This window comes from Longispora fulva, assembly GCF_015751905.1.
Lineage (GTDB): Bacteria > Actinomycetota > Actinomycetes > Mycobacteriales > Micromonosporaceae > Longispora > Longispora fulva.
On the sequence record NZ_JADOUF010000001.1, the window covers coordinates 6221336 to 6247920 of the forward strand.

24 protein-coding genes are annotated in these 26585 nt (G+C 71.7%); 14 read left to right on the plus strand and 10 right to left on the minus strand.

The window, feature by feature from the left end; all coding sequences use genetic code 11:
• The first annotated feature begins 142 nt into the window (after positions 1-142).
• The 4 genes from IW245_RS28240 to IW245_RS28255 all read left to right on the plus strand — a co-directional run bounded on the left by IW245_RS28240 (position 143) and on the right by IW245_RS28255 (position 5548).
• Positions 143-1843, plus strand: a complete 1701-nt coding sequence (locus IW245_RS28240; protein ID WP_233472898.1) for a dynamin family protein — start codon at positions 143-145, stop codon at positions 1841-1843.
• Positions 1840-3420, plus strand: coding sequence for a GTPase (locus tag IW245_RS28245; RefSeq protein WP_197006182.1), 1581 nt, complete (start codon positions 1840-1842; stop codon positions 3418-3420). Before IW245_RS28240 ends, IW245_RS28245 begins: the two co-directional genes overlap by 4 nt.
• A gap of 102 nt (positions 3421-3522) precedes the next feature.
• The gene (locus IW245_RS28250; RefSeq protein ID WP_197006183.1) at positions 3523-4569 is read left to right on the plus strand and encodes an SPFH domain-containing protein; all 1047 of its coding nucleotides are present in this window, start codon (positions 3523-3525) and stop codon (positions 4567-4569) included.
• 100 nt (positions 4570-4669) lie between these two features.
• The gene (locus tag IW245_RS28255; protein ID WP_197006184.1) at positions 4670-5548 is read left to right on the plus strand and encodes a diacylglycerol kinase catalytic domain-containing protein; all 879 of its coding nucleotides are present in this window, start codon (positions 4670-4672) and stop codon (positions 5546-5548) included.
• Between the two features lie 78 nt (positions 5549-5626).
• Here the strand turns inward: IW245_RS28255 and IW245_RS28260 are convergent, their stop codons facing one another.
• Positions 5627-6454 (minus strand): hypothetical protein, encoded by an 828-nt coding sequence (locus IW245_RS28260; protein ID WP_197006185.1) that lies wholly within the window; start codon positions 6452-6454, stop codon positions 5627-5629.
• A 352-nt stretch (positions 6455-6806) separates the two neighbouring features.
• Between IW245_RS28260 and pdhA the strand changes: the two genes are divergently transcribed.
• Genes pdhA through IW245_RS28275 form a run of 3 tightly spaced genes read left to right on the plus strand, consistent with a single transcriptional unit; the run spans position 6807 to position 10314 of the window.
• Entirely contained in the window at positions 6807-7940 is a 1134-nt protein-coding gene (pdhA, locus tag IW245_RS28265) for a pyruvate dehydrogenase (acetyl-transferring) E1 component subunit alpha (protein ID WP_197006186.1), read from the plus strand.
• On the plus strand, positions 7940-8920 hold the full coding sequence (locus tag IW245_RS28270) for an alpha-ketoacid dehydrogenase subunit beta (protein ID WP_197006187.1): 981 nt from the start codon (positions 7940-7942) through the stop codon (positions 8918-8920). The genes pdhA and IW245_RS28270 overlap by 1 nt, the downstream gene beginning before the upstream one ends.
• A 2-nt stretch (positions 8921-8922) precedes the next feature.
• The gene (locus IW245_RS28275; protein WP_197006188.1) at positions 8923-10314 is read left to right on the plus strand and encodes a dihydrolipoamide acetyltransferase family protein; all 1392 of its coding nucleotides are present in this window, start codon (positions 8923-8925) and stop codon (positions 10312-10314) included.
• A 141-nt stretch (positions 10315-10455) separates the two neighbouring features.
• On the opposite strand, the gene IW245_RS28280 is transcribed toward IW245_RS28275, so the two are convergent.
• Positions 10456-12306 (minus strand): hypothetical protein, encoded by a 1851-nt coding sequence (locus tag IW245_RS28280; RefSeq protein ID WP_197006189.1) that lies wholly within the window; start codon positions 12304-12306, stop codon positions 10456-10458.
• 166 nt (positions 12307-12472) lie between these two features.
• Here IW245_RS28280 and IW245_RS41815 point away from each other — a divergent pair, with 166 nt between their 5' ends.
• The 4 genes from IW245_RS41815 to IW245_RS28295 all read left to right on the plus strand — a co-directional run bounded on the left by IW245_RS41815 (position 12473) and on the right by IW245_RS28295 (position 17504).
• Complete coding sequence (locus IW245_RS41815; RefSeq protein ID WP_267919994.1) at positions 12473-12607, plus strand: hypothetical protein; 135 nt, start codon at positions 12473-12475, stop codon at positions 12605-12607.
• Positions 12608-12779: 172 nt separating this feature from the next.
• Positions 12780-14261, plus strand: a complete 1482-nt coding sequence (locus IW245_RS28285) for an LppU/SCO3897 family protein (RefSeq protein ID WP_197006190.1) — start codon at positions 12780-12782, stop codon at positions 14259-14261.
• 85 nt (positions 14262-14346) lie between these two features.
• Positions 14347-15621, plus strand: a complete 1275-nt coding sequence (locus tag IW245_RS28290) for an MFS transporter (RefSeq protein WP_197006191.1) — start codon at positions 14347-14349, stop codon at positions 15619-15621.
• On the plus strand, positions 15618-17504 hold the full coding sequence (locus tag IW245_RS28295) for an NHL domain-containing thioredoxin family protein (RefSeq protein ID WP_197006192.1): 1887 nt from the start codon (positions 15618-15620) through the stop codon (positions 17502-17504). The genes IW245_RS28290 and IW245_RS28295 overlap by 4 nt, the downstream gene beginning before the upstream one ends.
• A 75-nt stretch (positions 17505-17579) precedes the next feature.
• On the opposite strand, the gene IW245_RS28300 is transcribed toward IW245_RS28295, so the two are convergent.
• The 7 genes from IW245_RS28300 to IW245_RS42400 all read right to left on the minus strand — a co-directional run bounded on the left by IW245_RS28300 (position 17580) and on the right by IW245_RS42400 (position 24121).
• Positions 17580-18071: a SixA phosphatase family protein gene (locus IW245_RS28300; RefSeq protein WP_197006193.1), complete on the minus strand. Its 492-nt coding sequence runs from the start codon at positions 18069-18071 to the stop codon at positions 17580-17582.
• Between the two features lie 29 nt (positions 18072-18100).
• The gene (gene trhA, locus IW245_RS28305) at positions 18101-18778 is read right to left on the minus strand and encodes a PAQR family membrane homeostasis protein TrhA (protein ID WP_197006194.1); all 678 of its coding nucleotides are present in this window, start codon (positions 18776-18778) and stop codon (positions 18101-18103) included.
• 94 nt (positions 18779-18872) lie between these two features.
• Complete coding sequence (locus tag IW245_RS28310; protein ID WP_197006195.1) at positions 18873-19121, minus strand: hypothetical protein; 249 nt, start codon at positions 19119-19121, stop codon at positions 18873-18875.
• A 182-nt stretch (positions 19122-19303) separates the two neighbouring features.
• Entirely contained in the window at positions 19304-20188 is an 885-nt protein-coding gene (gene sigJ / locus IW245_RS28315) for an RNA polymerase sigma factor SigJ (RefSeq protein WP_197006196.1), read from the minus strand.
• A 213-nt stretch (positions 20189-20401) separates the two neighbouring features.
• On the minus strand, positions 20402-22240 hold the full coding sequence (locus tag IW245_RS28320) for an acyl-CoA dehydrogenase (protein ID WP_197006197.1): 1839 nt from the start codon (positions 22238-22240) through the stop codon (positions 20402-20404).
• 406 nt (positions 22241-22646) lie between these two features.
• Positions 22647-23753 carry a PP2C family protein-serine/threonine phosphatase gene (locus tag IW245_RS28325; protein WP_197006198.1) on the minus strand — a complete coding sequence of 369 codons (1107 nt, stop codon included), beginning with the start codon at positions 23751-23753 and terminating at the stop codon, positions 22647-22649.
• Between the two features lie 86 nt (positions 23754-23839).
• Complete coding sequence (locus IW245_RS42400; protein WP_231398959.1) at positions 23840-24121, minus strand: septal ring lytic transglycosylase RlpA family protein; 282 nt, start codon at positions 24119-24121, stop codon at positions 23840-23842.
• Between IW245_RS42400 and IW245_RS42405 the strand changes: the two genes are divergently transcribed.
• Both IW245_RS42405 and IW245_RS28335 read left to right on the plus strand, forming a co-directional pair.
• Entirely contained in the window at positions 24120-24485 is a 366-nt protein-coding gene (locus IW245_RS42405) for a hypothetical protein (RefSeq protein ID WP_231398961.1), read from the plus strand. The two genes, IW245_RS42400 and IW245_RS42405, sit on opposite strands and share 2 nt — an antisense overlap.
• 177 nt (positions 24486-24662) lie before the next feature.
• Positions 24663-25397 (plus strand): laminin G domain-containing protein, encoded by a 735-nt coding sequence (locus IW245_RS28335; RefSeq protein ID WP_233472895.1) that lies wholly within the window; start codon positions 24663-24665, stop codon positions 25395-25397.
• Positions 25398-25401: 4 nt separating this feature from the next.
• Here the strand turns inward: IW245_RS28335 and dcd are convergent, their stop codons facing one another.
• Positions 25402-25980, minus strand: coding sequence for a dCTP deaminase (dcd, locus tag IW245_RS28340; RefSeq protein ID WP_197006200.1), 579 nt, complete (start codon positions 25978-25980; stop codon positions 25402-25404).
• A gap of 124 nt (positions 25981-26104) precedes the next feature.
• On the opposite strand from dcd, the gene IW245_RS28345 reads away from it, so the two are divergent.
• Positions 26105-26584, plus strand: a complete 480-nt coding sequence (locus IW245_RS28345; RefSeq protein ID WP_197006201.1) for a pyridoxamine 5'-phosphate oxidase family protein — start codon at positions 26105-26107, stop codon at positions 26582-26584.
• Position 26585 lies beyond the last annotated feature (1 nt).

The following is a 26585-nucleotide window of genomic DNA, read 5'->3' on the forward strand; positions in this document are numbered from 1 at the left end:
GTGAACCGGACTCAATATTGCCAGACGATCGCCCACTGTCAAACCAGAGTTGAGTCACACCGACGCAACTTGGCAAGATCGGATACCGTGATTTCGGTGAAACAGGGTATGAACGAGGCACATCGACGCGGAAGATGAGGCTGTGACGGGCGCAGACCAGCTCGGGGCCACGCTGACAGAGCTGCGGGGCGCGGTCCGTGGTGCCCGCTTTCCCCTCCAGACTCCCGGTGCCGGCCACGCCCGCACCGTCGCGCACGACCTGTCCGAACAGCTCGACGACTACCTGCTGCCCCGGCTCGCCCGGCTCGACGCCCCGGTCCTGGTGGTGGTCGGCGGCTCGACCGGCGCCGGCAAGTCGACCCTGATCAACAGCCTGGTCCGGGCCCCGGTGAGCGCCGCGGGGGTGCTGCGCCCGACCACCCGTTCCCCGGTGCTCGTGAGCCACCCCGCCGACAGCCAGTGGTTCCGGGGCTTCCATATCCTGCCGAGGATGTCCCGGGCGACGGGGATGGACACCGGGATGTTCCGGGCGATCCGGGACGAGGACGAACGGCCCAACCCTGCGGCCAACATCCACCTGGTCACGGCCACCGGGCTCACCCCGGGGCTGGCGTTCATCGACGCGCCCGACATCGACTCGCTGGTCGCCTCCAACCGCGAACTGGCCTCGCAGCTGTTCGCCGCCGCCGACCTGTGGCTGTTCGTGACGACCGCCGCGCGGTACTCCGACGCGGTGCCCTGGGAGTTCCTGCACGCGGCGAAGGAGCGCGACGTCGCACTCGCCCTGGTGATGGACCGGGTGCCGCCCGGCGCGGAGGCCGAGGTGACCGCGCATTTCGAGGAGCTGCTCGCCGAGCACGGCCTGGACGAGGAGCAGCTGTTCACGATCTCCGAGACGACGCTGGACTCCCACGGCCTGCTGCCCGAGGCGGTGATCCGGCCACTGTCGGAGTGGTTCGCGAAGCTGGCCGGCGACGCGGTCAGCCGGGCCGAGGTGGTCCGCCGGACCCTGGACGGCGCGGTGAGGTCGGTCCCCGACCGGGTCCGGACGCTGGCCGACGCCTCCGGGGAACAGGCGGCCGAGCGGGACCGGGTCAACGACGCGGTCGACGCCGCGTACGCCGACGCGCTCGACACCGTGCGCAAGGACCTGTCCGACGGCGCGTTGCTCAAGGGCGAGGTGCTGGCCCGCTGGCAGGAACTCGTCGGCACGGGTGAGCTGCTCCGCGCGCTCCAGGCCAGGGTGGGCCGCTGGCGGGACCGGCTCGCCGCGGCCGTCACCGGCCGCCAGGTGGCCGGTGAGCCGCTCCGCGAGGCCCTGACCAGCGGGGTGGCCGCCGTGATCACGGCCGCCGGGGTGGAGGCGGAGGACCGGGCCCGCGCGGCGGTGCCCGATCCCCCCGAGCCCGATCCGGTCACGTCCGCGCAGGCCGAGCGGCTGGTCAGGGACTGGCAGGCCGGGGTGCTGGAGCTGGTCCGAGTGGAGGGGGCGAGTAAGCGTGGGATGGCGCGGGTGGCCGCGTACACGGTGAACGCCACGGGTTTGTTGGTCATGATCGCGGTGTTCACGGCGACCAGCTTCATCCCGACCGGCGCCGAGGTCGGCGTGGCCGCCGGGACCACGGTCGTCGGTCAGAAGATCCTGGAGGCCATCTTCGGCGACCAGGCGGTCCGGACGCTGGCCGCGAAGGCCCGCAAGGACCTGCTGGCCAGGGTCGAGGCGCTCTACGCCGAGGACAGGGCCCGGTTCGTGCTCGACCCGCCGCTGGCCGTCCCCGGCGACCTGCGCGCGCTGGCCGACGACATCGACCGGGCCCGCGAGGCGTGGGGGACGCTCCGGTGAGGCCCCGTCCGCGCCCGGTGGCCCTGCCGTCGCGGCTCAAGGCGCTGCACCGGTTCGTCGAGGTGGTCGCCGACCGCCTGCCGGCGGCCGAGCTGGCTCCCGCCCGGGCGGTGCTCGAACGCGCCGGCCAGCGCCTGGACATGTCCCGGGAGCACACGGTGGTGACGCTCGCCGGGGCGACCGGCAGCGGCAAGTCCAGCATGTTCAACGCCCTCGCCGGCCTGGAGCTGTCCGACGTCGGGGTGCGCCGGCCGACCACTGCCAGGACCCAGGCCTGCGTGTGGGGCCCGGCCGGCTCCGGCGAGCTGCTGGAGTGGCTGCGGCTGCCGAGCTGGCACGCCAGGGAGACGGTGCTCGACGCCGACGAGCAGGCCGCGCTGCGCGGGCTGATCCTGCTGGACCTGCCGGACTTCGACTCCACGGCCGCCGCGCACCGCGAGGAGGCCGAGCGGCTGTTGGACCTCGTCGACCTGGTCGTCTGGGTGCTGGATCCGCAGAAGTACGCGGACAACCTGGTGCACGAGCGGTACCTGAGCAGGTTCCGCCGGCACCGCGACGTCACGGTCGTGGTGCTGAACAAGGTCGACACTCTGCCGCCCGACGGGGCCCGGACCTGCCTGGAGGACCTGCGCGGGCTGCTCAAGGAGCACGGGCTCGGCGCGGTGCCGGTGCTCGGCGCCTCGACCGTCACCGGCGAGGGGGTGGCGGAGCTGCGCGCCCAGATCGAGAAGGCCGTCACCGGCAAGCGGGCGGCGACCAGCCGGCTCGGGGCCGACGTGGACACCGTCGCCGGCAGGTTGAGCGCCTTCGTGGGGCCGCCTGCGGCGGAGATCACCCCTCATCTGGTACGCCGGGCCAGCGCCGCCCTGGCCGCCACCGCCGGGGTGGACGCCGTCGCCGGGGCGGCCGGGGCCTCGTACCGGAAAAGGGGGGTCGCCGCGACCGGCTGGCCGCTCACCCGATGGTGGGGCAGGTTCCGCCGCGATCCGCTGAAGCGCCTGCACCTGGACCCGGTGGCCCGCACATCGGTGCCGCCGCCGACCCCGGCCCGGCGCGCGGCGGCGACCCTCGCCGTCCGGGACCTCGCCGACCAGGCCAGTCAGGGCCTGCCCGAGCCGTGGCCGACGAGCGTGCGCGCGGCGGCCAGGGCCGACGAGGCCGACCTGTCCGACGCGCTCGACCGGGCCGTGGGCTCGACGGCCATCACGGCGCGCGACCCCCGGTGGTGGCGGTTCGTCGGGGCTCTGCAGTGGCTGCTGGCGTTGTGCGCGCTGGCCGGGGCGCTGTGGCTGCTGGCCCGGCTGGGGCTCGGCGCGCTCGGCATCGACCTGCCACTGCCGAAGCAGGGCATCGTGCCGGTGCCTACTGTGCTGCTCGGCGCCGGGTTGCTCGCGGGCGTTCTGCTCACGGTCGTCACCCGGCCGTTGCTGGGGATCGGGGCGGCGCGTACCGAGCGCAGGGCCACGTCCGCGCTGCTCACGGCCGTGGACCTCGTCACGGAGGAGCACGTGGTGGCACCGGTTCGCGCCGAGCTGCGGTCCTACGAGGACGCGCGTAAGGCGCTGGAACTGCTCTGACCGCGTCGGCCTCGTAGACGTTGTGCTTGCCGGAGGTCCACTGCAAAGGGTCGCATCCTATGAGGACTGAGCGGGATCCAGCAGCCCCGTTAGGCTGGCCCCATGGCTGACATCTCCAGGTTCGGGTTCCTGAGACACCTGCGCGCCGCGCCCACCAGCTGGGTGCGGCAGCACTCGCGGGGCAGGGTCCGGCACGAGGGCGTGTCCCAGTCGTTCTACTTCCGCGCGCTGACCTCGGCGTTGTCGGAGGTGCCGGTCGACGACCGCGAGCTGCCCCTGCTGTTCCATGCGCGGACCAGCGACTTCGCCGACGTGACGGTGCAGGCCACGGTCACCTACCGGATCAAGGACCCGGCGCTGGCCGCCAACCGCCTGGACTTCTCCATCGACCCGGTGACCGGCGCGTGGCGGGCCCAACCGCTCGACCAGCTGGCCACGGTGCTCGCCGAGCTGGCCCAGCAGCCGGCGCTGGACCTGCTGATCGGCATGACCCTGACCGAGGCACTCAGCGGCGTCGGCCGGGTCCGCGGGATCATCTCTGCCGCGCTGGCCGACGACGCCCGGCTCGCCGAGCTGGGCGTGAGCGTGGCCAGCGCCCGGGTGGTGGCCATCCGGCCCGAGCCGGAGCTGGAGCGGGCGTTGCAGACCCCGACCCGCGAGGCGGTGCAGGGCGAGGCCGACCGCGCGACGTACGAGCGCCGGGCGACCGCGGTGGAGCGCGAACGGGCCATCGCGGAGAACGAACTGCAGAGCAAGATCGAGCTGGCCCGCCGCGAGCAGCAGCTCATCGAGCAGAAGGGCGCCAACACCCGCCGCCGCGCGGAGACCGACGCCGCGGCCGAGCTGGTCACGGTGCAGGCCAGGCTCGAGCGGGAGAAGGCAGTGGCGCTCGCCGCCGCCGACACCAGCCGGGTGACCACCGCCGCGGAGGCCGAGCGGGGCCGGCTGATCGCCGACGCCAACGCGGACGCGACCCGGGTGGTCGGGCTGGCCCAGGCGGAGGTCGAGGCGGCGAAGCTCGCGGCGTACCGGGACATGGACCCGGAGATCCTGCACGCCCTGGCCGTCCGCGAACTGGCCGGCCAGCTTCCCGAGATCGGGCAGCTCACGATCACCCCGGACCTGGTCTCGAAGTTCCTCGGCCGATGACCCGGAGCGCCACGCGCACGGACAACCGCTGGTCCCGGAGCGGGCCCGGGGCCCGGAGCGCTGCGCGCTCGGACCGCCGCTCCCCGACGGGCCTCGGGCGATGAACCCCCGGGTCGTGGTCGTATCCCGGCGCAGCGAGCTGGACGAGTTGCTCGGCCGGCACGGCACCCGAGGCGCCGCCGCCTACTTCCTGAAGCAGCGCGGCCGGGACCTGGTCGAGGTCGAGGCCCGGCACGCAGCGCTCCAGAAGGCGCTGACCAAGGTCGGGTCGGCGATCCCGGTGGACTGGCGGCGCGGCCGGGTGGTCCGCGAGGACCTGTCCCGGTTCCTGTTCGGGCCGGAGGACGTGGTGGTGGCGGTCGGGCCCGACGGCCTGGTCGCGAATGTCGCCAAGTACCTCGACGGCCAGCCCGTGATCGGCGTGAACCCGGAGCCTGACCGCAATCCGGGGGTCCTGGTCCGGCACCCGGCCGGCGCGCTGCGGGCGCTGCTCCGGGACGGGCCGCGCACCGAGGACCGGGCGATGGTCAGCGCGACCCTGGACGACGGCGAGACCCTGATCGGCCTCAACGAGGTGTACGTCGGCCACGCCACCCACCAGTCGGCCCGCTACGCGCTGCGCACCCCCGACGGCGGTACGGAACGCCAGTCGTCCTCAGGCATCGTGGTCAGCACCGGCACCGGGGCCACCGGCTGGTGCGCCTCGATCGTCGGCGACCGCTGGGCGGCCCCGGACCTGCCGGCCCCGGTCGACCCGGAGCTGGTGTGGTTCGTCCGCGAGGCGTGGCCGTCTCCGGGGACCGGGACGGAGCTGACCATGGGACTGGTGAGCGGGTCCGGGGTCCTCGAGGTCACCGGCGAGTCGGAGCGCCTGGTGGCGTTCGCCGACGGCCTCGAGGACGATCACCTCACCGTGGGGTGGGGGCAGCGGCTCACGATCGGGGTCGCGACCCGCCGGTTACGGCTCGTAGTGGGCTGAGCAGCCCGCCGCCGGCGGCCCTCCCGATGCGCGGGGCCCCGGCTGGTGGTTCGCCAGGCCCCACCCGCCAGGTCGGCGTCACCGGCCCGCAGGTCCGACGCGCCACCCGCGGACCACCTGGTGGGTGGCTGGCGGGCTGACGTGGTGCGCATCCACCGCGCCGACCCCGGTGCCGCCGCCCCGGTAGGTGGCACCGCCGGCCCGGTGGGTCACCGGCGCAAGCTGGTCCCAGGTCGGCGGCGGACTGACCTGCCGCCCGTGCTCAGGGCACAACGGGGCCCGGCTCGACTCCAGACCGAGGTGGGTGCCACCAGCGCCCAGGTGAGGGCGGCCTGAATGAGCGCCGAGGCGCAGGTGGGTGCGCCCCGGAACGACGCCGACGCCCTGGGTGCCCGGCGTGACGCCCACGCCCAGGATGCTCACCGGAGCGACGCCAACACCCGGAGCAGCCCCCAGGCCCAAGCGCCCGGTCACCCCCTCGACCAGCGTCGGCGCGCCGAACCCGATCGGCGACAGCGACCCCGGACCGAGCGGATCCACCCGCACCGGCTGCCGGACCGGCGGCGACTGGACCGGCACCGCGCCCTCCGGCAGCTGCACGACCGGCACGCTGACGACCGGCGGCACCTTCGCCGGGGGCCGCGCGCGCGACTTGGCCCCGTCGACCCGGGGCGGCACCGGCACGGTGACGGCCGGCGGCCGCTCGACGGCCACCGGCGGCTTCGGCACGGCGACCTGCGGCGGCCCGACCGTGATCACCATCGGACCGGGCGCCTCTGCGGCCAGGTACGGAGTGGTTGTGGAGTTTGTCCTGGTCTCATCGATACTCGATGCGCCGGCAGATATCACGACCGCGGTCGCCAGAGTGGCCACCGCGACGAGTCCCCCGACCGCGCGGATATTCATCCCCGTGCCTCCCTCGTGTCCTCCCTGGTACAGGATGACGTAATTGCAGGCTGTGCGCGATCCCTTACTTGACCGTTTTCTGATGTGGAGTTATCACACGTTCCACCGGATATGTTTGATTTATGGCGGCGCGGCGGACACGGAGAGCCATCCGCGAGTGTGGTCGCGCTCACCGACGTGCGATGCTTGCTCCTGACGGCACCGAGGCCCGAGGCGCACTACCGTGCGTAAACGGGCCTTTCGTGCCGGCGCTCCCGCCTCGTGTGCCCACCCGGTCTCACGCGGCAGACGTTCACGCTCCGGCGCGCCACCCCTGCGTCGGCGCACCTCGCGAGGGAGAAGGGAAAACCGTATGGCCGAGAGGGCCAACGCCAAGGCGAAAGCCGGACGCCGCAAGAGCGGCGAGCCGGAGTTCGTCCAGCTGCTCACCCCTGAGGGTGACCGCGTCGACCACCCCGACTACACGGTCGACTTCACAGACGACGAGCTCCGCGGCCTGTACCGCGACCTCGTCACCGTCCGTCGACTGGACGCCGAGGCGACCGCACTCCAGCGCCAGGGCGAGCTGGGCCTGTGGGCCGGGCTGCTCGGCCAGGAGGCAGCGCAGGTGGGAGCTGGGCGCGCGATGCGCCCGCAGGACATGGCATTCCCGACGTACCGGGAGCACGGCGTCCTGTACACCCGGGGGATCGACCCGATCATGCCGTTCGGCTTGTTCCGGGGCGTTGACCAGGGTGGCTGGGACCCGAACGAGTACAAGTTCAACATGTACACGATCGTGATCGGCGCGCAGACCCTGCACGCGGCCGGTTACGCGATGGGCATCAAGTACGACGGCAAGGTCGGCGACGACAACGGCGAGGCGGTGATCGCCTTCTTCGGCGACGGCGCGAGCAGCCAGGGCGACGTGAACGAGTCGTTCGTCTTCGCGGCGGCGTACAACGCCCCGATCGTGTTCTTCTGCCAGAACAACCAGTACGCGATCTCCGAGCCCGTCGTCCGCCAGACCCGCGTGCCGCTCTACCAGCGCGCGCAGGGCTTCGGTTTCCCGGGCATCCGGGTCGACGGCAACGACGTGCTCGCGGTGCACGCCGTCACCAAGGCTGCGATGGACAACGCCCGGCGCGGCAACGGCCCGACGATGATCGAGGCGTACACGTACCGGATGGGCGCGCACACCACCTCCGACGACCCGACCCGCTACCGCCAGGGCGCCGAGGTCGAGGAGTGGAAGGCGAAGGACCCGATCCTGCGCCTCGGCCTCTACCTCAACAAGCGCGGCCTGACCGACGACGCGTTCCTCGCGGACGTCGAGAAGGAGGCCGGCAAGGTCGCCGTGCACCTGCGCGAGCGGGTGCTGGCTCTGCCGGACCCGGCCCCGGTGAGCATGTTCGACAACGTGTACGCGGGTGGCTCCCCGCTCCTCGACGCCCAGCGCGCCGAGTTCGTCGCCTACGAGGCCTCGTTCGAGGGGGGTAACCACTGATGGCCACCGAGACCCTGACCCTGGCGAAGGCCCTCAACACCGGGCTCCGCAAGGCCATGGAGGACGACCCGAAGGTCGTGCTCATGGGCGAGGACATCGGCAAGCTCGGCGGTGTCTTCCGGATCACCGACGCGCTGCAGAAGGACTTCGGCGAGGACCGCGTCATCGACACGCCGCTGGCGGAGTCGGGCATCGTCGGTACCGCGATCGGCCTGGCCATCCGGGGTTACCGCCCCGTGGTGGAGATCCAGTTCGACGGCTTCGTGTACCCGGCGTACGACCAGATCGTCTCGCAGCTCGCCAAGATGCACTACCGGTCCAACGGCAAGCTGAAGATGCCGGTCGTCATCCGGATCCCGTTCGGTGGCGGCATCGGCGCGGTCGAGCACCACTCGGAGTCCCCGGAGGCGTACTTCGCGCACACCGCCGGCCTCAAGGTCGTCGCGTGCAGCAACCCGGCGGACGCGTACTGGATGATCCAGCAGGCGATCCAGAGCGACGACCCGATCGTGTTCATGGAGCCCAAGCGGCGCTACTACGAGAAGGCCGCCGTCGACCTGTCGGTGCAGCCCGGCCCGCTGTTCGCCTCGAAGGTGCTCCGCGAGGGCTCGGACGCGACGATCGTGGCGTACGGCCCGATGGTGAAGGTCGCCCTCGACGCGGCCACCGCCGCCGCCGAGGACGGCCGGTCGCTGGAGGTCATCGACCTGCGCAGCCTGTCCCCGCTGGACCTGGGCCCGGTGTTCGCGTCGGTCCGCAAGACCGGCCGGCTCGTCGTCGTGCACGAGGCGTCGCGCAATCTGGGCATCGGCTCCGAGGTGTCGGCCCGGGTCACCGAGGAGTGCTTCTACTCCCTGGAGGCCCCGGTGCAGCGCGTGACCGGCTACGACATCCCGTACCCGGCGTCGCGGGTCGAGGAGGAGTTCCTCCCGGACCTCGACCGGGTGCTGGACGCCGTCGACAAGTCGTTCGGGTGGTGAGCATGTCGCGGATCAAGCAGTTCAAGCTGCCGGACCTGGGCGAGGGCCTCACCGAGGGCGAGATCCTGACCTGGCTGGTCAAGGTCGGCGACACGGTCGAGCTGAACCAGCCGATCGTCGAGGTCGAGACGGCCAAGGCCGCCGTCGAGATCCCGTCGCCGTACGTCGGGGTCGTCACGCAGCTGTTCTTCGGCGAGGGCGTCACGGTCGAGGTCGGCGCGCCGATCATCGAGTACGACACCGACCCGGGTGCCGGCGCGCTCCCCGAGGCCCCGGCCGCTCCGGCCGCCGCTGCCCCGGCCGCTGGTGCCAAGCCTGAGCGTGAGGCGAACCTGGTCGGCTACGGTCCCCGGACCGGCGCGGCGACGCGGCGGGCCCGGAAGGGTGGTGCCCCGGCCCACGCCCCGGCTCCGGCCCCGGTCGCGGTTCCCGTGGCGGCGGCGCCCGTGGCTCCGGCCCCAGCTCCCGTGGCCGTTGCTCCCGTGGTCGTCACCCAGCCAGCCGCCCTCAACGGCGCCGCGCTGCACGTCCTGGCCAAGCCTCCGGTCCGCAAGCTCGCCAAGGACCTCGGCGTGCCGCTCGCCGGGATCGTCGGCACCGGTCCGCAGGGCTCGATCACCCGGGACGACGTGCAGGCCGCCCTCAGCGCGCCCGCGACAACGGCCGCCCCGGTGCGCGTGACCACCACCGGCGGCGAGACCCGGATCCCGATCAAGGGCGTCCGCAAGCTCACCGCCGAGAACATGGTCCGGTCGGCGTTCACCGCGCCGCACGTGACCGAGTTCCTCACCCTGGACGTGACCCGCGGGGTCAACGCCCTGGAGCGGCTGAAGAAGCAGCGCGAGTGGCGCGACGTGCGGATCTCCCCGCTGTTGCTCGTCATGCGCGCGGTGACGACGGCGCTCAAGCGGTACCCGATGGTGAACTCCTCATGGGACGAGGCCGCTCAGGAGATCGTGGTCAAGGACTACGTGAACCTGGGCATCGCCGCCGCCACCCCGCGCGGGCTGATCGTGCCGAACATCAAGGACGCCGGTTCGCTGTCGTTCCTGGAGCTGGCCGCAGCCCTCACCGGGCTGGTCGGCACGGCCCGGGACGGCAAGACGTCCCCGGCGGACATGTCCGGCGGCACGTTCACGATCACCAACGTCGGCGTGTACGGCGTGGACACCGGTACCCCGATCCTGCCCCCGGGCGAGTCGGCGATCCTGGCGTTCGGCGCGATCCGTGAGATGCCGTGGGTGCACAAGGGCAAGGTGAAGCCGCGTCAGGTGACGACGCTGGGCCTGTCCTTCGACCACCGGATCATCGACGGCGAGCTGGGCTCGAAGTTCCTCGCGGACATCGGCGCGTTCCTCGCCGACCCGGAGGCCGCCCTGCTGGGCTGGAGCTAGTAGTCAAGGTTGGGCCCCGGTGAGCGATCACCGGGGCCCAAACCTTTTTGACGGTTACGCCGCGTCTCTGCCCCGCCAACGACGGCACTTCTGTGGCGAGGTCCCAGGGGCACGGCCCAGCACGGCGCAGTCCCCCGGAGGTCACCGCACCGGCGGCAGGATCACCGTCACGGTCCCGTGCGTCTCGTACGACCACCCCTCCGGCCGGTAGAACCCGCACTTGTCCACCGGCACGATCGTGCACACCACAGCGTCGGTCTCCCCGGCGGGAGTCGCCGGCCGGCTGTCCACCAGGCTCTGCAACGCCCGCATGTCCCGCCCCGGCAGCAGGAACCACCACGGGTACTCCCACGAGTCGTTGTCCTCGGCGATCCCGATCACCCGCGCCCCGCCAACCCGTTCTGCCGCCCACTCGAAATCGGCCTGCCACAGTGGCCGGCGGGCGAACCGGCGCTGGCCCTCGTCGAGGGTGAGGAGTGAGTTCGCGCCGACGAGCCGGCGGGGCCAGCCGTATCCGACGGAGGCCAGGCCGAGCAGAAGCGCGAACGCCACGACGGGCGCGGCGAGGACCGCCCGGCGCCTCCAGAGCGCCGCGAGGAGCAGCCCGGCGAGCGGAGCGCCGAGCACCAGCAGATACGCCGTCAGCCGGTTCCCCCACATCTGCCACTTGATCATGGACACGTGCAGCAGGGCCGCCGCGAGGAAGCAGCACGCGTAGATCCGGGCCGGGGCGCGCCGGACGAGCGCGGCGACGACTCCGGCGAGCACCAGAAGGGCCTGGAGGGGGTAGGAGGACCTGTCCTCGTCGGGGTACCAGGTGATCTGCGGGAAGGCCGGGCCGAAGTTCGTGGCCGGGTCGTGGGGGTCGACGCCGAACCACCGGGCGAGGGTGAGGATGCCCTGGGCGAAGCCGACGGTCAACGGGTTGTCGAACAGGCTCTGCACGACCTTCAGCGCGTTGATCCCGATCGCCCCGGGGGTGTGCTTCCCCATGGTCACCGAGTCGCTCAGGTACGCGGGCCCGAGCACGTTCCCGAACTCCGCGTACGTCCGGGCGAGGAACGGTCCGACGAGCACCCCGGCGAGCGCGAGCACCCCGACCCCGGCGAGCACCGCGCGCACCGGTACCCGGCGCACCGCCACGATCCCCCAGACCAGCAGCACGGGAGCCGCCCCGAACAGCCCTGTCATCTTCGTGACCGCGACGAGCCCGGTGGCCAGCCCGAGCGGCACGACCGTGGCCAGGTCCCGACCCCGGTCGAGGGCGACGGTGACGATCGCCGCGACCCACAACGCGGTGACCAGGTCGTTCTGGGTACTGCTCGCCTCCAGGGCCACGAGCGGCGCGCTCCCCACCACGACGGCGGCGAGGACCTGGGCGAGCCGCGCGCCGCCGAGCTGGGCCGCGATCCGGCTGGCCGCGACGGCACAGCCGACCGCGGCACCCCACTGCACGAGGTTGTGCAGCCGGTCGCCGCCGGTGAGCACCCGCAGGTGCAGCATCAGGTACTCGGCCCCCGGCGGGTACGTCACCTGGCGGTGGATCCGGACCGCGAACACCTCGACGCTGTGCTGCTGGACCCAGTGTTCGATCCGGGGCAGGTGGTAGGTCATCGAGTCGAAGTTGTTCGGCGGATACGTCAGCGCGAGCACGAGCGCGCCGAGGTAGACCGCGCCCAGCCCGGCGCAGGCCAGCGTCGTCGCCCGGTCGAGTCTGGGCAGCTCAGGCCGCCGGAAGGTCCGCCGGCGAGCCCAGGCGGCCACCCCGGCGAGCACCCCGCCGACTCCCCACAACCAGACGAAACCGCGTAACTCGAGGGCCTGGTACCTCGACAGCACCTCCACGCCCACCACCGCGAACGCCCCCACCAGCACCGCCGCCCGGATCAGCGCGAGCCGGAACGGGGCGGTGACCTGCCCCTTCGACGGGTACGTCGCGACGACCGCGCCCGCGTACGCGACAGCGGGCAGCAGAGCCAGGAGACAGCGCATAGCCGAAGACGCTAGCCCCTTTCGATAACCCTCCTGTCACCCAGCCGACACAATCGATTCGTAGGTCAAGTGAGGGAGGACACCTAAGAATCGGTGGCGTGGAGGCCTCTCTACAAGCTTTAATAGACAAGACGAAGAGACGCGCTACAGGGCGAGGCGACTTAAGATGAACAAGCTGATGGACAACTTCCGCAACCGCCGGGCCGCTCACCGCCGCGCTCGTGCCATCGAGCGCGCACTGCAGAACTGCCCCTCGCAGTCGCTGCGCGACGAGCTGCTGACGATCGCGAACCGCTACTAAACACGACTCCCTCTCGACCAAGTCCCGGCCAGGCCCACGCCTGCCGGGGCTTCGGTGTATAAACCGTGGGTATCCGGTGCATGATCTCGCCGGGCCGGCACGGAGTCTCCTGGGACACCGCAGCGGCCCCGGGCTACGGTGGCTCCGGATCAACTGACCTGAGGGAGACACCATGACGTCCGAGGACCCGACCTCGGCCAACCGGCCGGCCGCGGACGACAGCGCCCGCGCGTCGGACGCCACCGCCTCGCTGCCGGCGGACGGCGGGCAGGCCCCGGCTGACGCACCGGCCGCTCCGGAGGCTCAGGCACCGACTCAGGCCGCTTCGGACGCCCAGGAATCTTCGACCACCCCGGCCGCTTCAGCCACGCAGCCTTCCTCGGCCGACCAGGCCGCGTCGGGCGCTGAGGTGTCCGCTGTCGCGGAGGTTCCCGAGGAGCCCACACAGGTCCAGCCCGCAGCCCCCACCGCCGCCCCGGCCGCCGAATCCCCGACCGTGAGCACCCCGGTCGCCGGAGTGCCCGCCACCGAGGCCTCCGACGTCACCGAGGTGCAGGCCACGGCCGCGTCGGTCGAGGCCGCCGCCGAGCCGCCCGTCACCGACGAGCCCACCGCTGTGGTCGCGACCCCGTCTCCCGCAGCGCCGGCGCCTGCCGAGAGTGCCGCTTCCCCGGTAGCCCCCGCGGCCCCCCACACGGCGGCAGAGGCCCCGACCACCGCCATGCCGGCCGCCCGCGTCGAGGAGGAGACGGTCAGCGTTCCGGCGTCCTCCTGGCCCGCCACCACCCCGGCCGAGGCCGCGCCGCCCACCGAGACCTGGGCTGCCACGGAGGCCACGACCTCCACGGAGCCCCTGGCCACCACGGAGCCCTTGCCTTCCACGGCGCCTCTGGCCACCGCAGGGGCTTCCATCCCTGCGGCCGATGAGGTCACCGCCGAGCAGGACGTGTGGACTCCGACCGCCGCGGCCCAGCCCACCGGGACCCCGGCGGCACCGGCCGACGAGCAGACCGCGTGGCTGCCCGCGACCGACGCCACCGCAGCCATCGTCGACGCCGCCCCGGTCACCGCCGAGCAGCCCACCGCGCCGCCGGCCCCGACCCCGACCACCTACGGCACCTCGGTCACCCAGGAGCAGGACGCCCAGTCGCACAGCCCGGCCCCGGTCGAGCCGGCGACGGCGGTCTTCGGCCTCCCGGACGCGCCGACGGCTCCGGGGATGCCCCCGGCGGCCATCCCCGCCGCGTACGGCACCCCGACGATCCCGCCGCCGAGCACCGCGACGTACGGCACCCCGGTGCAGCCGGCCGCGTACCCGCCCGTCGCCGTGCCGGAGCAGTACCAGCAGGCCGCGCCGGTCGTGAAGAAGCGCAAGGGGCTGAAGATCGCGGCCCTGGTCCTCGGGCTGGTGCTGCTGGCCGTCGGCGCCGCCGGCATCACGTACTGGGCGTTCGGCGGCACCGACTACTCGGTCGGCTCGTGCGTGGCCCGCAACGGCGACGAGGCCAAGCCGGCCAAGTGCGGGGCCAAGGACGCCTACAAGATCACGAAGTCGGTGAGCTCGCAGGAGCAGTGCGACTCGACCCAGCCCGTGGTCATCCTGACGAACAAGGACAAGAGCGAGAAGGTGCTCTGCCTCAAGCCGGCGAAGTAACGATTCAGCGCCCCACTGTTCCTTACCTCACAGTGGGGCGCTAAACCTCTGGCTTCTTGTCACACCCTGCGCGCAGACTGCGGGCATGTTCCGTGCGTCGCTCCCCTCCCGCCCGGAGGCCCGCCGACTGCTGCTCGGCACCCTGTTGTCCACCGTCGCCCGCGGGCTGACCCTGCCGTTCCTGTTCGTCTACCTGCACGAGGTGCGTGGTCTGTCCGCCACGACGGTCAGCTTCGCCGTCGGCTGGATGGGCGTGCTCACCCTGGTCCTGGCCCCGCTGGGCGGTTCGCTGATCGACCGGTTCGGCGCGCGTCGCGTGCTGCTGCCGGGCTTCCTGATCGAGGCGGTCGGCGTGGGCTCGATCGCGCTGGTGCACGAGCCGTGGCACGCGTACCTGTCGATGACCGGGGTCGCGCTCGGCGGCGCCGTGCTGTGGGCGGGCATGAACACCGTGATGACGAGCGTGACGAGCGAGTCGGAGCGGCAGAAGACGTTCGGGCTGAACTTCACGCTGGTCAACCTGGGCATCGGCATCGGCGGCCTGATCTCCGGCGTGATCGTCGACGTGGCGCACCCGTCGTCGTTCGAGCTGGTCTACGTGCTCAGCGGCATCGGCAACCTCATCCCGGCGATCATCCTGCTGACCATGCCGCACATCGGTCACCGGTTCGTGAAGCCCAAGGACCAGGGCGAGACCGCCCAGGGCGGCTACCTCACGGTGCTGGGGGACAAGCCGTTCCGCCGCCTGATCGCCCTGAGCCTGGTCCTCGCTATCTGCGGCTACGCGCAGATGGAGATCGGCTTCACGGCCTTCTCGAGTACGGTGGCGCACGTCTCCCCCAAGGTGATCGGCGCGGCGTTCGCGTGCAACGCGCTGACGATCGTGTCGGTGCAGCTGCTCGTGCTCCGCTGGCTCGAGGGTCGCAGCCGGGCGATGGGCCTGGCCGGCACCGGGCTGCTGTTCGCGGCCTCCTGGGCGGTGCTCGGCTTCTCCGGGCTGGTGCCCGGCACCGTCGCGGCGGCCGGCGGGGTGCTCACCTGCGCGGTCATCTTCTCGCTGGGCGAGACCATGATGTCCCCGGTGATGCCGGCGATCACGAACGCGTTGGCGAAGCCGGAGCTGCGGGGCCGGTACAACGCGATGGGTTCGATGGTCTTCGGGGTCAGCGGCGTGATCGGCCCGGTCAGCGCCGGACCACTGATCGGCGGCGGGCACGCCGCGGTGTGGGTGGGGCTGGTCGTCGGCGGGTCGCTCGTGGCGTCGGGGTTGGCCGTGTCGCTGCGCCCGCTGCTCACTGCGGCGCAGGACGGCCGTGAGCTGGCCCCGGCCGAACCGGAACTGGCTACAGTCGAGGCATGACACGACGTGAGGCCCGGGTCCGGGCGCCCCAGTTGCGTGGCCGGGGCTGGCTGAACACCGGCGGCGACGCCCTGACCCTCGCGGACCTCCGCGGCAAGATCGTGCTGCTGGACTTCTGGACGTTCTGCTGCGTGAACTGCCTGCACGTCCTCGACGAGCTGCGCCCGCTGGAGGAGAAGTTCTCCGACGTGCTGGTCGTGATCGGCGTGCACTCGCCGAAGTTCGAGCACGAGAAGGACGCGGCGGCGGTCGCGGCGGCCGTCGAGCGGTACGGCGTGGCCCACCCGGTCCTCGACGACCCCGAGCTGATCACGTGGCAGAACTACGCCGCGCGGGCGTGGCCGACCCTAGCCGTCGTCGACCCCGAGGGTTACCTCGTGGCCTCGATGGCCGGCGAGGGCCACGCCGAGGGGCTCGACCGGCTGCTGACGCAGCTCGTGGTCGAGCATGAGCGGAAGGGGACCCTGCACCGGGGCGACGGGCCGTATGTCGCGCCGCCGCCGCCGGAGACCGCGCTGCGGTTCCCGGGCAAGGCGATCGTGATCCCGGCCGCCCGCCGCGCCGGTGGGGCCGCCCCGACCACGACCGCCGTGGCCACATCCGCGCACGCCGCGCCGTCGCCGGGCCAGGGGGCGGACACCCTGCTCGTCTCCGACTCGGCCAACCACTCACTTGTCGAGCTCGCCGCCGACGGCGAGACCGTGCTCCGCCGGATCGGCGTCGGCCAGCGCGGCCGGCTGGACGAGCCGGCGCAGTTCAACGAGCCCCAGGGCCTGTGCCTCCTCCCGCAGCAGGTCGCGGCGATCGCCGGGTACGACGTCGTGGTCGCCGACACCGTCAACCACCTGCTCCGGGGAGTGAGACTCTCCGACGGCCACGTCACCACGGTCGCCGGAACGGGCCGGCAGTGGCGCGGCTCCCTCGACCACCTGGCCCACGACGCGCGGGCGGTGGACCTGTCCTCCCCGTGGGACGTCGCCTGGTTCGACGGCCGGGTCGTCATCGCCATGGCCGGCACCCACACGCTGTGGTGGTACGACCCGGTGAAGCGCACCGCCGGGCTGTACGCCGGCACGACGGTGGAGGCCCTGCGCGACGGCGCCCTCGCCGACACCTGGCTCGCCCAGCCGTCGGGCCTGTCCACCAGCGCGGACGGTCACCGGCTGTGGCTGGCGGACGCGGAGACGTCGGCCCTGCGGTACGTCGAGGACGGCGTCCTGCACACCGCCGTCGGTCAGGGGCTGTTCGACTTCGGCCACGTGGACGGGCCGGCCGCCACCGCGTTGTTCCAGCATCCGCTCGGGGTGGCGGCACTGGCCGACGGGACGGTGGCGGTCGCGGACACGTACAACGGCGCGCTCCGGCTCTATGACCCGGTGTCCGGGACCGTGAGCACCCTGGCGACGGACCTGGCCGAGCCGAGCGACGTGCTCGTGGTCGACGACGAGCTCGTGGTCGTGGAGTCCGCGGCGCACCGGCTGACCCGGCCGGTCGTCGGCGGGCTGAACGTCGCCGGCTCACGGCTCCGGGTCGAGCGCCCGGTGACCGACCTGGCCCCGGGCCCGGTCGAGTTGCGGATCGTCTTCGAACCGGCGCCCGGTCAGAAGCTGGACGAGACGTACGGTCCCTCGACCCGCCTGGACGTGTCGGCGTCCCCCGCCTCGCTGCTGGTCGACGGTGCGGGGGTCACGACGGACCTGACCCGGAAGCTGCTGCTGGCCGAGGGCGACGGGGTGTTGCAGGTGGTGGCGCAGGCCGCGACGTGCGACGCCGAGGCGGAGAACCCGGCCTGTCACCTGACCCGGCAGGACTGGGGCGTCCCGATCAGGGTGGTCGAGGGCGGCGCGACCCACCTGGCCCTGGTGCTGCGCGGCCTGGACTGATCGGAAGGTGTGCCGAGCGGCCCGCGCCACGGCGGGCCGCCGCCAGGACCCGCGCTATCGCGGGCCGCCGCCCGATCAGCCCCGCGAGACGTGTGTCGCGGTCACCGGGGCGGTCCGGGCTCCCAGATCCGCCCACGGCCCCGCCTGCGCGTGCACGCTGAACGACGCCGTCCGCATCCTGTCCCCGCCCTCCGGGTCCAGCAGCGCCGCCAACAGCTCCAGCGTCGGGTTGTGCCCGATCACCAGCACCGTCGCGACGGTCACGGTCCGCAACAGCTCCAGCAGCTCCCACGGCCCGCCGGAGTACAGCTCCTCGACGTAGGCCACCTCGGGAGCCTCGGTCAGCGCCCCGGCGACCTGGTGCCAGGTCTCCTTGGTCCGGCGCGCGGGCGAGCACAGCACGAGCTGCGGGGCGATGCCCTGCTCGGCGAGCCAGGCTCCGGCGGCGGCCGCGTCGACCAGGCCACGTTTGGTGAGGGAACGCTGCTGGTCGGGCAGAGCACCCGGGTCCTCGGCCTTGGCATGCCGCAACAGGACGAGTGTGCGTTCCGATGTGGAGGTGGACACGCGTTCAGGTTACCGGGCAGAGGCGGCGGTTAGGCGTAGAGCGCGAAGTACACCGCGATGTGGTGGCAGAGGGCCGCGACCAGGGTGCACGCGTGGAAGAACTCGTGGTGGCCGAACGTGTCGGGCCACGGATTCGGACGTTTGAGGGCGTAGAGGATGCCCCCGACGGTGTACGCCGCCCCGCCGACCGCCAGCAGCACCAGCACGGTGACGCCCCCGGTGCTCAGGAACGTCGGCAGCGCGAAAACCGCGACCCAGCCGAGGGCGAGGTAGAGCGGGACGGCGAGCCAGCGCGGCGAGTCCGGCCAGGCCATCTTGAGCGCGACGCCGAGCAGGGCCCCGCCCCAGACCACGGACAGGATGACGGTGGCGGTGCTTCTGGGGAGCAGGAGCACGCTGAACGGCGTGTACGTGCCCGCGATGAAGACGAAGATCATGGAGTGGTCGAGCCGGCGCATCATCTTGTAGCCCCGGTGGGTCCACCAGCGCCGGTGGTAGAGCGCGCTGACCCCGAAGAGGCCGCAGATCGTCAGGCAGTAGATGACGGTGGCCACGAAGGGCGCCCAGCCGGGTCGGGCGGCGGCGAGCGAGGACAGCACGATGCCGCACACGATGGCCGTGAAGAAGGCGTAGACATGCAACCAGCCCCGGGCTCGGGGCTTGTGGAAGATGAACCGCTCGGCAGGCGGGCTGACCTGAGTCGTCACCTCTCCAGGCTACGGCTCCGTAGGTTAACGACAAACGTGCGTTCTCTAACAACCTTCCGGGCACACCGGTCACCCCGGCGTGCCCGGATCCGGGTCAGCGGGTCGGCGAGGGGGTGCCGGCACGGTGCGTCGGGCTCGCGCCGCCGTGGGTCGGCAGCGGGGCGCGGGTCGACGTGGGAGCGTGGGTGGCCGGGTAGGTCCGGCTGGGCGTGCGGCTCGGCGTCGGGGACGGGTCGGTGTGGTTGGTACGGGTGCGGACCCGCGACCGCCCCTTGCAGCCCGTCAGCGTGGCGGTGCCGACCGCCGCGAGGCCGAGCGTCTGGAGGAGGTGACGACGATTCATGATGCGGTTCGTGCCTTTCACAGAGGGTTGTGCGCGCGGAGTACTGATGCGCCGCGATCAGCCTGCCAAACGCCACTTGCACCCCACTGACATCCCGCTGTACGCCGGTCAAACCCCCCAAAACCAAGATCAATATTTGATTACGCCGCGTCACCGGGCCGGCGCGCGGCGGCCGGACCGCGTCAGCGGTGGAACGCAGCCAGGTCGAGCCCGGCCAGCCGCTCGGGGTCGACCAGCACGTCGATGTTGACGATCCGTCCGTCCAGCACGGTGAACGCCATGACGGACAACGTCCGCCCCTCGGTGGCCACCACGACCCCGGCGGCTCCGTTCACCAGCGCCGGCCGCACGAACGGCACGAGCCGGCTGAACGTGACCGCCTGCGAGGCCACGGTGCGTGCCCCGGCGTAGACCACCGTGTGCTGGGCCCGCGCCGCGCCGCCGTCGGACCGCAGCACGACGTCGGGGTCCAGGACGGCGACGAGCGCCTCGAAGTCGCCGTTGCGGGCCGCGCCGAAGAACGCGTCGACGACCACGCGCTGCCGGCTGAGGTCCGGGTCGGGGGCCGGGGCCTGGCCCTGCACCCGGCGGCGGGCCCGGCTGGCGAGCTGCCGGGTCGCGGCCGGGGTCTTCTCGATCATCGTCGCGATGTCCTCGAACGGGACGGCGAACATGTCGTGCAGCACGAAGGCGAGGCGCTCGGCCGGCGCCAGCGTCTCCAGCACGACCAGGAGCGCCAACCCGACCGCGTCGGCCAGCAGCGCCTCCTGTTCCGGGTCGACTCCGTCCTCGCGGCTGATGATCGGGTCGGGCATGTGCACCTCGAGCGGGTCCTCGCGGCGCTGCTCACGGGAGCGCAGCACGTTCAGGCACACCCGGGCCACGACCGTGGTCAGCCAGCCGGCGAGGTTCTCGACGTCGCTGGTGTCGGCGCGATTGAGGCGCAGCCAGGCCTCCTGGACCGCGTCCTCGGCCTCGCTCACCGAGCCGAGCATCCGGTACGCGACCGCCCGCAACCTGGTCCGGTGCTCCTCGAACCGCTCCGTGAGCCACGCCTGCTGGTCCACCGTGTCACATTCCTTCACCGCGAGGGGTCACCGCTGTTGATCAACTAGAACCTAGCTGATCCGACCGGGAGCGGCAGCCCCCGTCCGAGGAACGCTGAGAAGGACGGGCTGGCCACGGTGGCCGGCGCGTGCCGGGCGGGGCGCGCGGCGTACCCGGAAAAGAGTCGGCCCCCGCACGGGGTCTGTGCGGGGGCCGACTCGGATTTCGGGGTCCTAGAACGCGTCCTCGGACAGGTCCATCAGGTCGCCGTTGGCGTTCTCGAGGATCTTCCGGTCCGAGGTCAGACGCGGGAGCACCTCGCGGGCGAAGAAGCGCGCGGCGGCGACCTTGCCCTGGTAGAACGGGTCGGTCGGGTCCTCGTTGAGCTTGCCCAGGGCGATCTCTGCCTGGCGCTGGAGCAGCCACGCGACGATCAGGTCGCCGACGGCGAGCAGCAGGCGGCGGGAGTGCAGGCCGACCTTGTACAGCTCGGTCGGGGTCTGCTGCGCCTCGCCCAGGAAGCCGCCGAGCACGGCGACCATGCCCTGCACGTCACCGGCCGCCTTGGCGAGCGCGGCGCGCTCCTCCTTGAGCTGGCCGTTGCCCGCGCCGGACTCCAGGAACGCCTGGATCTCGCCGGCGACCGTGGCCAGGGCGACGCCGCCGTCCTTGACGACCTTGCGGAAGATCAGGTCGAGGCTCTGGATGGCCGTGGTGCCCTCGTAGAGCGTGTCGATCTTCGAGTCGCGGACGTACTGCTCCAGCGGGTAGTCCTGCAGGAAGCCCGAGCCGCCGAAGATCTGCAGGGACTCGTGCCCGAGCAGCTCGTACGCGCGCTCGGAGCCGCAGCCCTTGACCAGCGGGAGCAGCAGGTCGTTGACCCGGGTGGCCAGCTCGGCCGCGTCGGCGTCGCCGTCGGCCTCGGCCAGCTTGACCTTGTCCTGCCACTGCGCGGTGTAGAAGACCAGGGCGCGCAGGCCCTCGGAGTAGGACTTCTGCAGCATCAGGGAGCGGCGGACGTCCGGGTGGTGGGTGATCGTGACCCGGGGAGCGGCCTGGCCGGGGTTGGTCAGGTCGGCACCCTGTACGCGCTGCTTGGCGTAGTCCAGCGCGTTGAGGTAGCCGGTCGACAGGGTCGCGATGGCCTTGGTGCCGACCATCATCCGGGCGTACTCGATGATGAGGAACATCTGGCGGATGCCGTCGTGGATGTCGCCCATCAGCCAGCCCTTGGCCGGCTCGTTCTCGCCCAGGGTCAGCTCGCACGTGGTGGAGACCTTGAGGCCCATCTTGTGCTCGACGTTGGTGACGTACGCGCCGTTGCGGCCGGTCAGCTCACCGGTCTCGGCGTCGAAGAAGTGCTTCGGAACGACGAAGAGCGACAGGCCCTTGGTACCGGGGCCACCGACGCCCTCGACGCCCACCGGGCGCGCGAGCACGTAGTGGATGATGTTGTCGCTCAGGTCGTGCTCGCCGGAGGTGATGAAACGCTTCACGCCCTCCAGGTGCCACGAGCCGTCGGGCTGCAGGTACGCCTTCGTCCGGCCGGCGCCCACGTCGGAACCCGCGTCGGGCTCGGTGAGGACCATCGTGGCGCCCCACTGCTTCTCGACGAAGAGCTTGGCCCACTCCTTCTGCTCCGGGGTGCCCTCGCGGAAGAGGGTGTGCGCGAAGCTCGGGCCGGCCGCGTACATCCAGATGGCCGGGTTCGAGCCCAGGACCATCTCGGCGATCGCCCACCACAGGGTGCGCGGCGCGTTGGTGCCGCCGAGGCCCTCGGGCAGGTCGAGCCGCCAGAACTCGGAGTCCATCATCGCCTTGAACGACTTCTTGAAGGACTCGGGCAGCAGCGCGGTGTTGGTGGCCGGGTCGAAGACCGGCGGGTTGCGGTCACCGTCGAGGAAGCTGGCGGCGAGATCCTCGCGCGCGAGCCGCTCGACTTCGGCGAGGATGCTGTGGGCGGTGTCGCGGTCCAGCTCCGAGTACGGTCCGGTGCCGAGCACATCGCCCAGGCCGAACACCTCGAACAGGTTGAACTCAAGGTCCCGCAGATTGCTCTTGTAATGCGTCATCGGTACCGCTCCCCGGTGGCCTCAGAGTCATGTTACTTCCCGGTAACTTAAGTATATTACCTGGGAGTAGCCTCATCCCGGGGAGTATTCGTGTGATGCGCATCACAGTTATTCGAGGGTGACGGCAACCCGACAGAGCGTCACCCATTGACGGGAGTGCTCGTTTCCTACTCAAACACGGTGACATGAGTCGATCGGGAGGCGAGCGAGATGCTGAAGAGAATGAAGCGCATCTTCACTGGGCGCTACCGCGGCCGCCACCGCGCATAGCGCGCTGGGGGGAAACAGAGGGGTCCGGGCTACGCCACCCGGGCCCCTTTTCCACATCGCGAGCGGGCCACCAGCACCGGCACGGCAGGTCCCGGCACCGCCCGCCCCGGGTGCCGCACGCTCTCGCGCGTGACGCCTAGTTCTCCCCGACCGCCCAGCTCGGCGTCGCGGGCTCCACCGGCGGCCGGGTCGCCGTGTACTCCAGCAGCACCATCGCGATGTCGTCGTCCAGCACCCCGTGCACCCAGTCGAGCAGCGCCGTCTCCAGCGAGGCCAGCCCGTCGGCGACCGTGCCGTGCCCGAGCAGGCCCCACGCGCGCTCCTGGATCGGGAAGAACTCCCCGGCCCGGCGCGCCTCGGTCAGGCCGTCGGTGTACAGCAGCAGCCGGTCGCCCGGCTCCAGCCGCTCGACCCGGGGCGGCGGGGCCGGCATGAAGCCCAGCGGCGGCGCGGGGGCCGGCGGGTCCAGTGAGATGACCTGGCCCCGGCGGAGCAGCAGCGGCGGCGGGTGGCCGCAGTTGACCACCGTCAGGGTGCCGCCGCGCTCCTCGATGACGGCGGCGGTGACGAAGTCCTCGTAGCCGACGGAACGGGAGACGGCGCGGTCCAGGTCGGAGACGATGGCGCGCAGGTCGGAGCGCTCGTACGCGACGTGGCGGTAGGAGCCGAGCACGCCGCTGGCCAGTCGGACGGCCTCCAGGCCCTTGCCCCGGACGTCGCCGATCAGCAGCCGGGTGCCGTACGGGGTGTCGAGGGCCTCGTACAGGTCGCCGCCGATGTCGGCCTCGGCGCTCGCGGAGACGTACCGGCCGGAGATCGCCAGGTTGCCGGACTGGGGGCCGATCGGGCGCAGGATCGCCTGCTGGGCGACCGAGGCCAGGTGGGTCAGCGTCGCGAGCTGTTCGAGCTGCCGGCCGCGGAACCGGGCGACCCCGATCCCGATCCCGGTGCTCAGGCACACCGCGAACAGCTGGATCATGACCGCGGCGTGCCACTGGTCCGGCGTCGGCGCGACGGCGAAGGCGACGCCGACCCCGACGCAGGCCGCCCCGGTGATCAGGACGGAGCGCCAGCCGGCGAACGCCGCGGCGAGGAGCGGCGGCAGGGAGAGCAGGCCGAGATAGTCCGGCCTCGGGCCGTCGGCGATCTCGATGATGATGATCAAGGCAAGCAGCACAAATGCCGCACCCAGACCGGCGCGTGCCTCCGGTCTGGGTGTGCGACGGGTCTGCTGCAGTGACATAGCCTCTCCGCGGCGAGGAACGTGGTCTCAGCATGCCTCGCTGAAGCGGGCACCAGAAGAGCTTTCTGGTCAGACCCGCCGGACGTTCAGCCCAATATTTCCCACTTGGCTGATTTCAGTACACCCTGGGACTTCGGTGCGATCGCTCCGAATGCCCCGGCGGAGAGGTCAATGCACCGATCTCCGGAGTACGGACCCCGGTCGGTGATCCGCACGATGACCGACTTGCCGTTGGCCGGATTGGTGATCCGGACCTTCGTGTTGAACGGCAGCGACCGGTGGGCCGCGGTCATCGCGTTCGGGTCGAACTTCTCGCCGTTGGCCGTGGTGCCGCCGTCGAAACCGTCGCCGTCGCCGTAGTACGACATGGCGCAGCTGCCGGAGCTCGTCACGCCCGCCGGCGGAACGGCCTTCGTGGTCTTCGGCGCCACCGGCTTCGGGGTCGGACTGGCGGAGGGCGAGGGGCTGGCCGACGGGGAGGCCGAGGGGGACGGCGAAGGCGAGGCCGACTCGCTCGGCCGCTGGGCGCGGTCGGCGCGCTCGGCGATCTCGCGGGACGAGGAGGCGTTCGTGGTGGCCGGGGAGGATGTCAACTGGACGGTGGCGAAGCCGACGCCGACCAGGATTCCCAGGACCGCCGTGCCGGTGATGATCTGCAACCGGCGCGACTGGAAGAGCGGGTTCTTAGGAGCTGGGTCTTCTTTTACGGCTTGGTGGCCGGTCAAGAGGTGAACCTTCCCTAGACGACAGGACCTGGCGACCGTAGACACACAGTCACCAGTAGCTCAACTGGACGGACCCCAATTTGGTAACCTTGTCCGGTTAAATAGCTGGTCGGGCCGGGGGTGGGGTCGGCTGATCGGCCCAGTGATTACTACCCTTAGTCGTATTTGGTGCACAATTTGCTACGTGCACTTCAGACACCTCGCGGCCGCTGCCGGCCTGCTGCTCGTCGCCCTGAGCTCGGGTTCCGCCGTGGCCGAGGGGGATTCCTGGGTGCCGATCGCGGAGTACCGGATCAATGTGGCCACCGCCGACACCGACGGTGACGGGCTGACCCTCAAGGACGCCAGCGGGCACGGCCACGACCTGTCGACGCACACCGCCAGGGGCGGTGCGATCACGCTGCTCCGCGACGGCGACCGGCCCCGGCTGCGGTTCCCCGCGCCGTGCACCGGCTCGTGCCCGCACGCGATCCTGGAGGGCGGGACCGTGGCCGAGGACCTCAACCCCGGAGCGCGTCGAATCAGGTTCGGCGCGACGTTGCGGATGTCGCCCGACGAGACGACCGAGGGTTCCAACGTCCTGCAGAAGGGGTACTCCCTGGAAGGCAGCCAGTACAAGCTGCAGGTGGACGGCTTCGAGGGCCACCCGAGTTGCGTACTCGTCGGATCGGGTCCGATCTGGCTCGTCTACTCCCGGGTCGGCGTCGCGGACAGCCGCTGGCACGACGTGCTGTGCGAGCGGGACGGCGGGGAGCTGACCATCTCGGTGGACGGCGCGGTCACCGGCCGGATCGACGTGCCGGAGCACCTGAGCGTCACGAACGACGAGCCGCTCCGGCTGGGCGGCAAGGGGACCAGCGCGAACAACGACCAGTTCTCCGGGGAACTGGCCGCGGCGTTCGTGTCGGTGGCGGACTAGCCGGTCAGCTCGTCGACCAGGTGCGCCAGTTCTTCCACGACCGGCTCGGGGTCGGGCCGCGCTGGCCCTGGTAGCGCGAGCCGTAGATCTCCGAGCCGTACGGGTGCTCCGACGGGCTGGACAGCTTGAAGATGCACAGCTGGCCGATCTTCATCCCCGGCCACAGCTTGATCGGCAGGTTGGCCACGTTGGACAGCTCCAGCGTGACGTGCCCGGAGAAGCCCGGGTCGATGAACCCGGCCGTGGAGTGGGTGAGCAGCCCCAGCCGGCCGAGGCTCGACTTGCCCTCCAGCCGCCCGGCCAGGTCGTCGGGCAGTGTGACGGCCTCCAGGGTGCTGCCGAGGACGAACTCCCCCGGGTGCAGCACGAACGGCTTGCCGTCCTCCACCTCGACCAGCTCGGTCAGCTCGTCCTGCTGGATCGCCGGGTCGATATGGGTGTACTTGTGGTTGTTGAACACCCGGAACATCCGGTCCAGGCGCACGTCGATGCTGGACGGCTGGACGAGGGCCGGCTCGAACGGCTCCAGGCCCATGCGGCCGGACTTGAGCTCGGACACCAGGTCGCGGTCGGAGAGCAGCATGAGGTCGAGGGTAGTCGGGCCGGCCGTGCCGCCGGCATCCACCCATTGGCACGAGTGGCCGGCGGCACGGGCGCGAGCAGGGTGTCGCTGTGCGCGTAGAACACATGTTCGATAGAATGTGCCCATGACCACGTGGTCCCAGTTCTCCGCGTCCGATCCCGCGCTCGCCGCCTCGATCGCCGCCCTGCTGCACCAGTACGGGCCAGGAATGGCCTACCTCGCCACCGTCCGCCCCGACGGCGGCCCCCGCCTGCACCCGGTCTCCCCCGTCATCACCGACGAAGGGCTCTACTGCTTCCTGGTCGACTCCCCGAAACGCCGCGACCTCGAGCGCGACGGCCGCTACGCCCTGCACTCCTACCCGTCCGAGGAGGTCGACGACGAGGCGTATCTGACCGGCGTGGCCACTCCGGTGCTCGACGTGCCGCTGATGCGTCGGCTGGCGTCCACGTACGACGCCGCGCCGCACGGCAACTGGAAGCTCTTCGAGTTCACGGTGGAGGTGGCGATGCTGGCGACGTACCGGAGCCGGGGCGGTTGGCCTCCGGAGTACCGGTCGTGGCGGGCCCAGGAAAGCGGAAGAGTGGCGGATCGGGTACAGTAGC

Coding starts and splice junctions, on each gene's coding strand:
- IW245_RS28270 (WP_197006187.1), top strand. CDS start 7,940: ATGGCCACCGAGACCCTGACCCTGGCGAAGGCCCTCAACACCGGGCTC.
- IW245_RS28250 (WP_197006183.1), top strand. CDS start 3,523: ATGGCTGACATCTCCAGGTTCGGGTTCCTGAGACACCTGCGCGCCGCG.
- IW245_RS28275 (WP_197006188.1), top strand. CDS start 8,923: ATGTCGCGGATCAAGCAGTTCAAGCTGCCGGACCTGGGCGAGGGCCTC.
- IW245_RS28345 (WP_197006201.1), top strand. CDS start 26,105: ATGACCACGTGGTCCCAGTTCTCCGCGTCCGATCCCGCGCTCGCCGCC.
- IW245_RS28310 (WP_197006195.1), bottom strand. CDS start 19,121: ATGAATCGTCGTCACCTCCTCCAGACGCTCGGCCTCGCGGCGGTCGGC.
- pdhA (WP_197006186.1), top strand. CDS start 6,807: ATGGCCGAGAGGGCCAACGCCAAGGCGAAAGCCGGACGCCGCAAGAGC.
- IW245_RS42405 (WP_231398961.1), top strand. CDS start 24,120: ATGGCGCAGCTGCCGGAGCTCGTCACGCCCGCCGGCGGAACGGCCTTC.
- IW245_RS28320 (WP_197006197.1), bottom strand. CDS start 22,240: ATGACGCATTACAAGAGCAATCTGCGGGACCTTGAGTTCAACCTGTTC.
- IW245_RS28325 (WP_197006198.1), bottom strand. CDS start 23,753: ATGTCACTGCAGCAGACCCGTCGCACACCCAGACCGGAGGCACGCGCC.
- IW245_RS28290 (WP_197006191.1), top strand. CDS start 14,347: ATGTTCCGTGCGTCGCTCCCCTCCCGCCCGGAGGCCCGCCGACTGCTG.
- IW245_RS28280 (WP_197006189.1), bottom strand. CDS start 12,306: ATGCGCTGTCTCCTGGCTCTGCTGCCCGCTGTCGCGTACGCGGGCGCG.
- IW245_RS42400 (WP_231398959.1), bottom strand. CDS start 24,121: ATGTCGTACTACGGCGACGGCGACGGTTTCGACGGCGGCACCACGGCC.
- IW245_RS28295 (WP_197006192.1), top strand. CDS start 15,618: ATGACACGACGTGAGGCCCGGGTCCGGGCGCCCCAGTTGCGTGGCCGG.
- dcd (WP_197006200.1), bottom strand. CDS start 25,980: ATGCTGCTCTCCGACCGCGACCTGGTGTCCGAGCTCAAGTCCGGCCGC.
- IW245_RS28285 (WP_197006190.1), top strand. CDS start 12,780: ATGACGTCCGAGGACCCGACCTCGGCCAACCGGCCGGCCGCGGACGAC.
- IW245_RS28255 (WP_197006184.1), top strand. CDS start 4,670: ATGAACCCCCGGGTCGTGGTCGTATCCCGGCGCAGCGAGCTGGACGAG.
- IW245_RS41815 (WP_267919994.1), top strand. CDS start 12,473: ATGAACAAGCTGATGGACAACTTCCGCAACCGCCGGGCCGCTCACCGC.
- IW245_RS28260 (WP_197006185.1), bottom strand. CDS start 6,454: ATGAATATCCGCGCGGTCGGGGGACTCGTCGCGGTGGCCACTCTGGCG.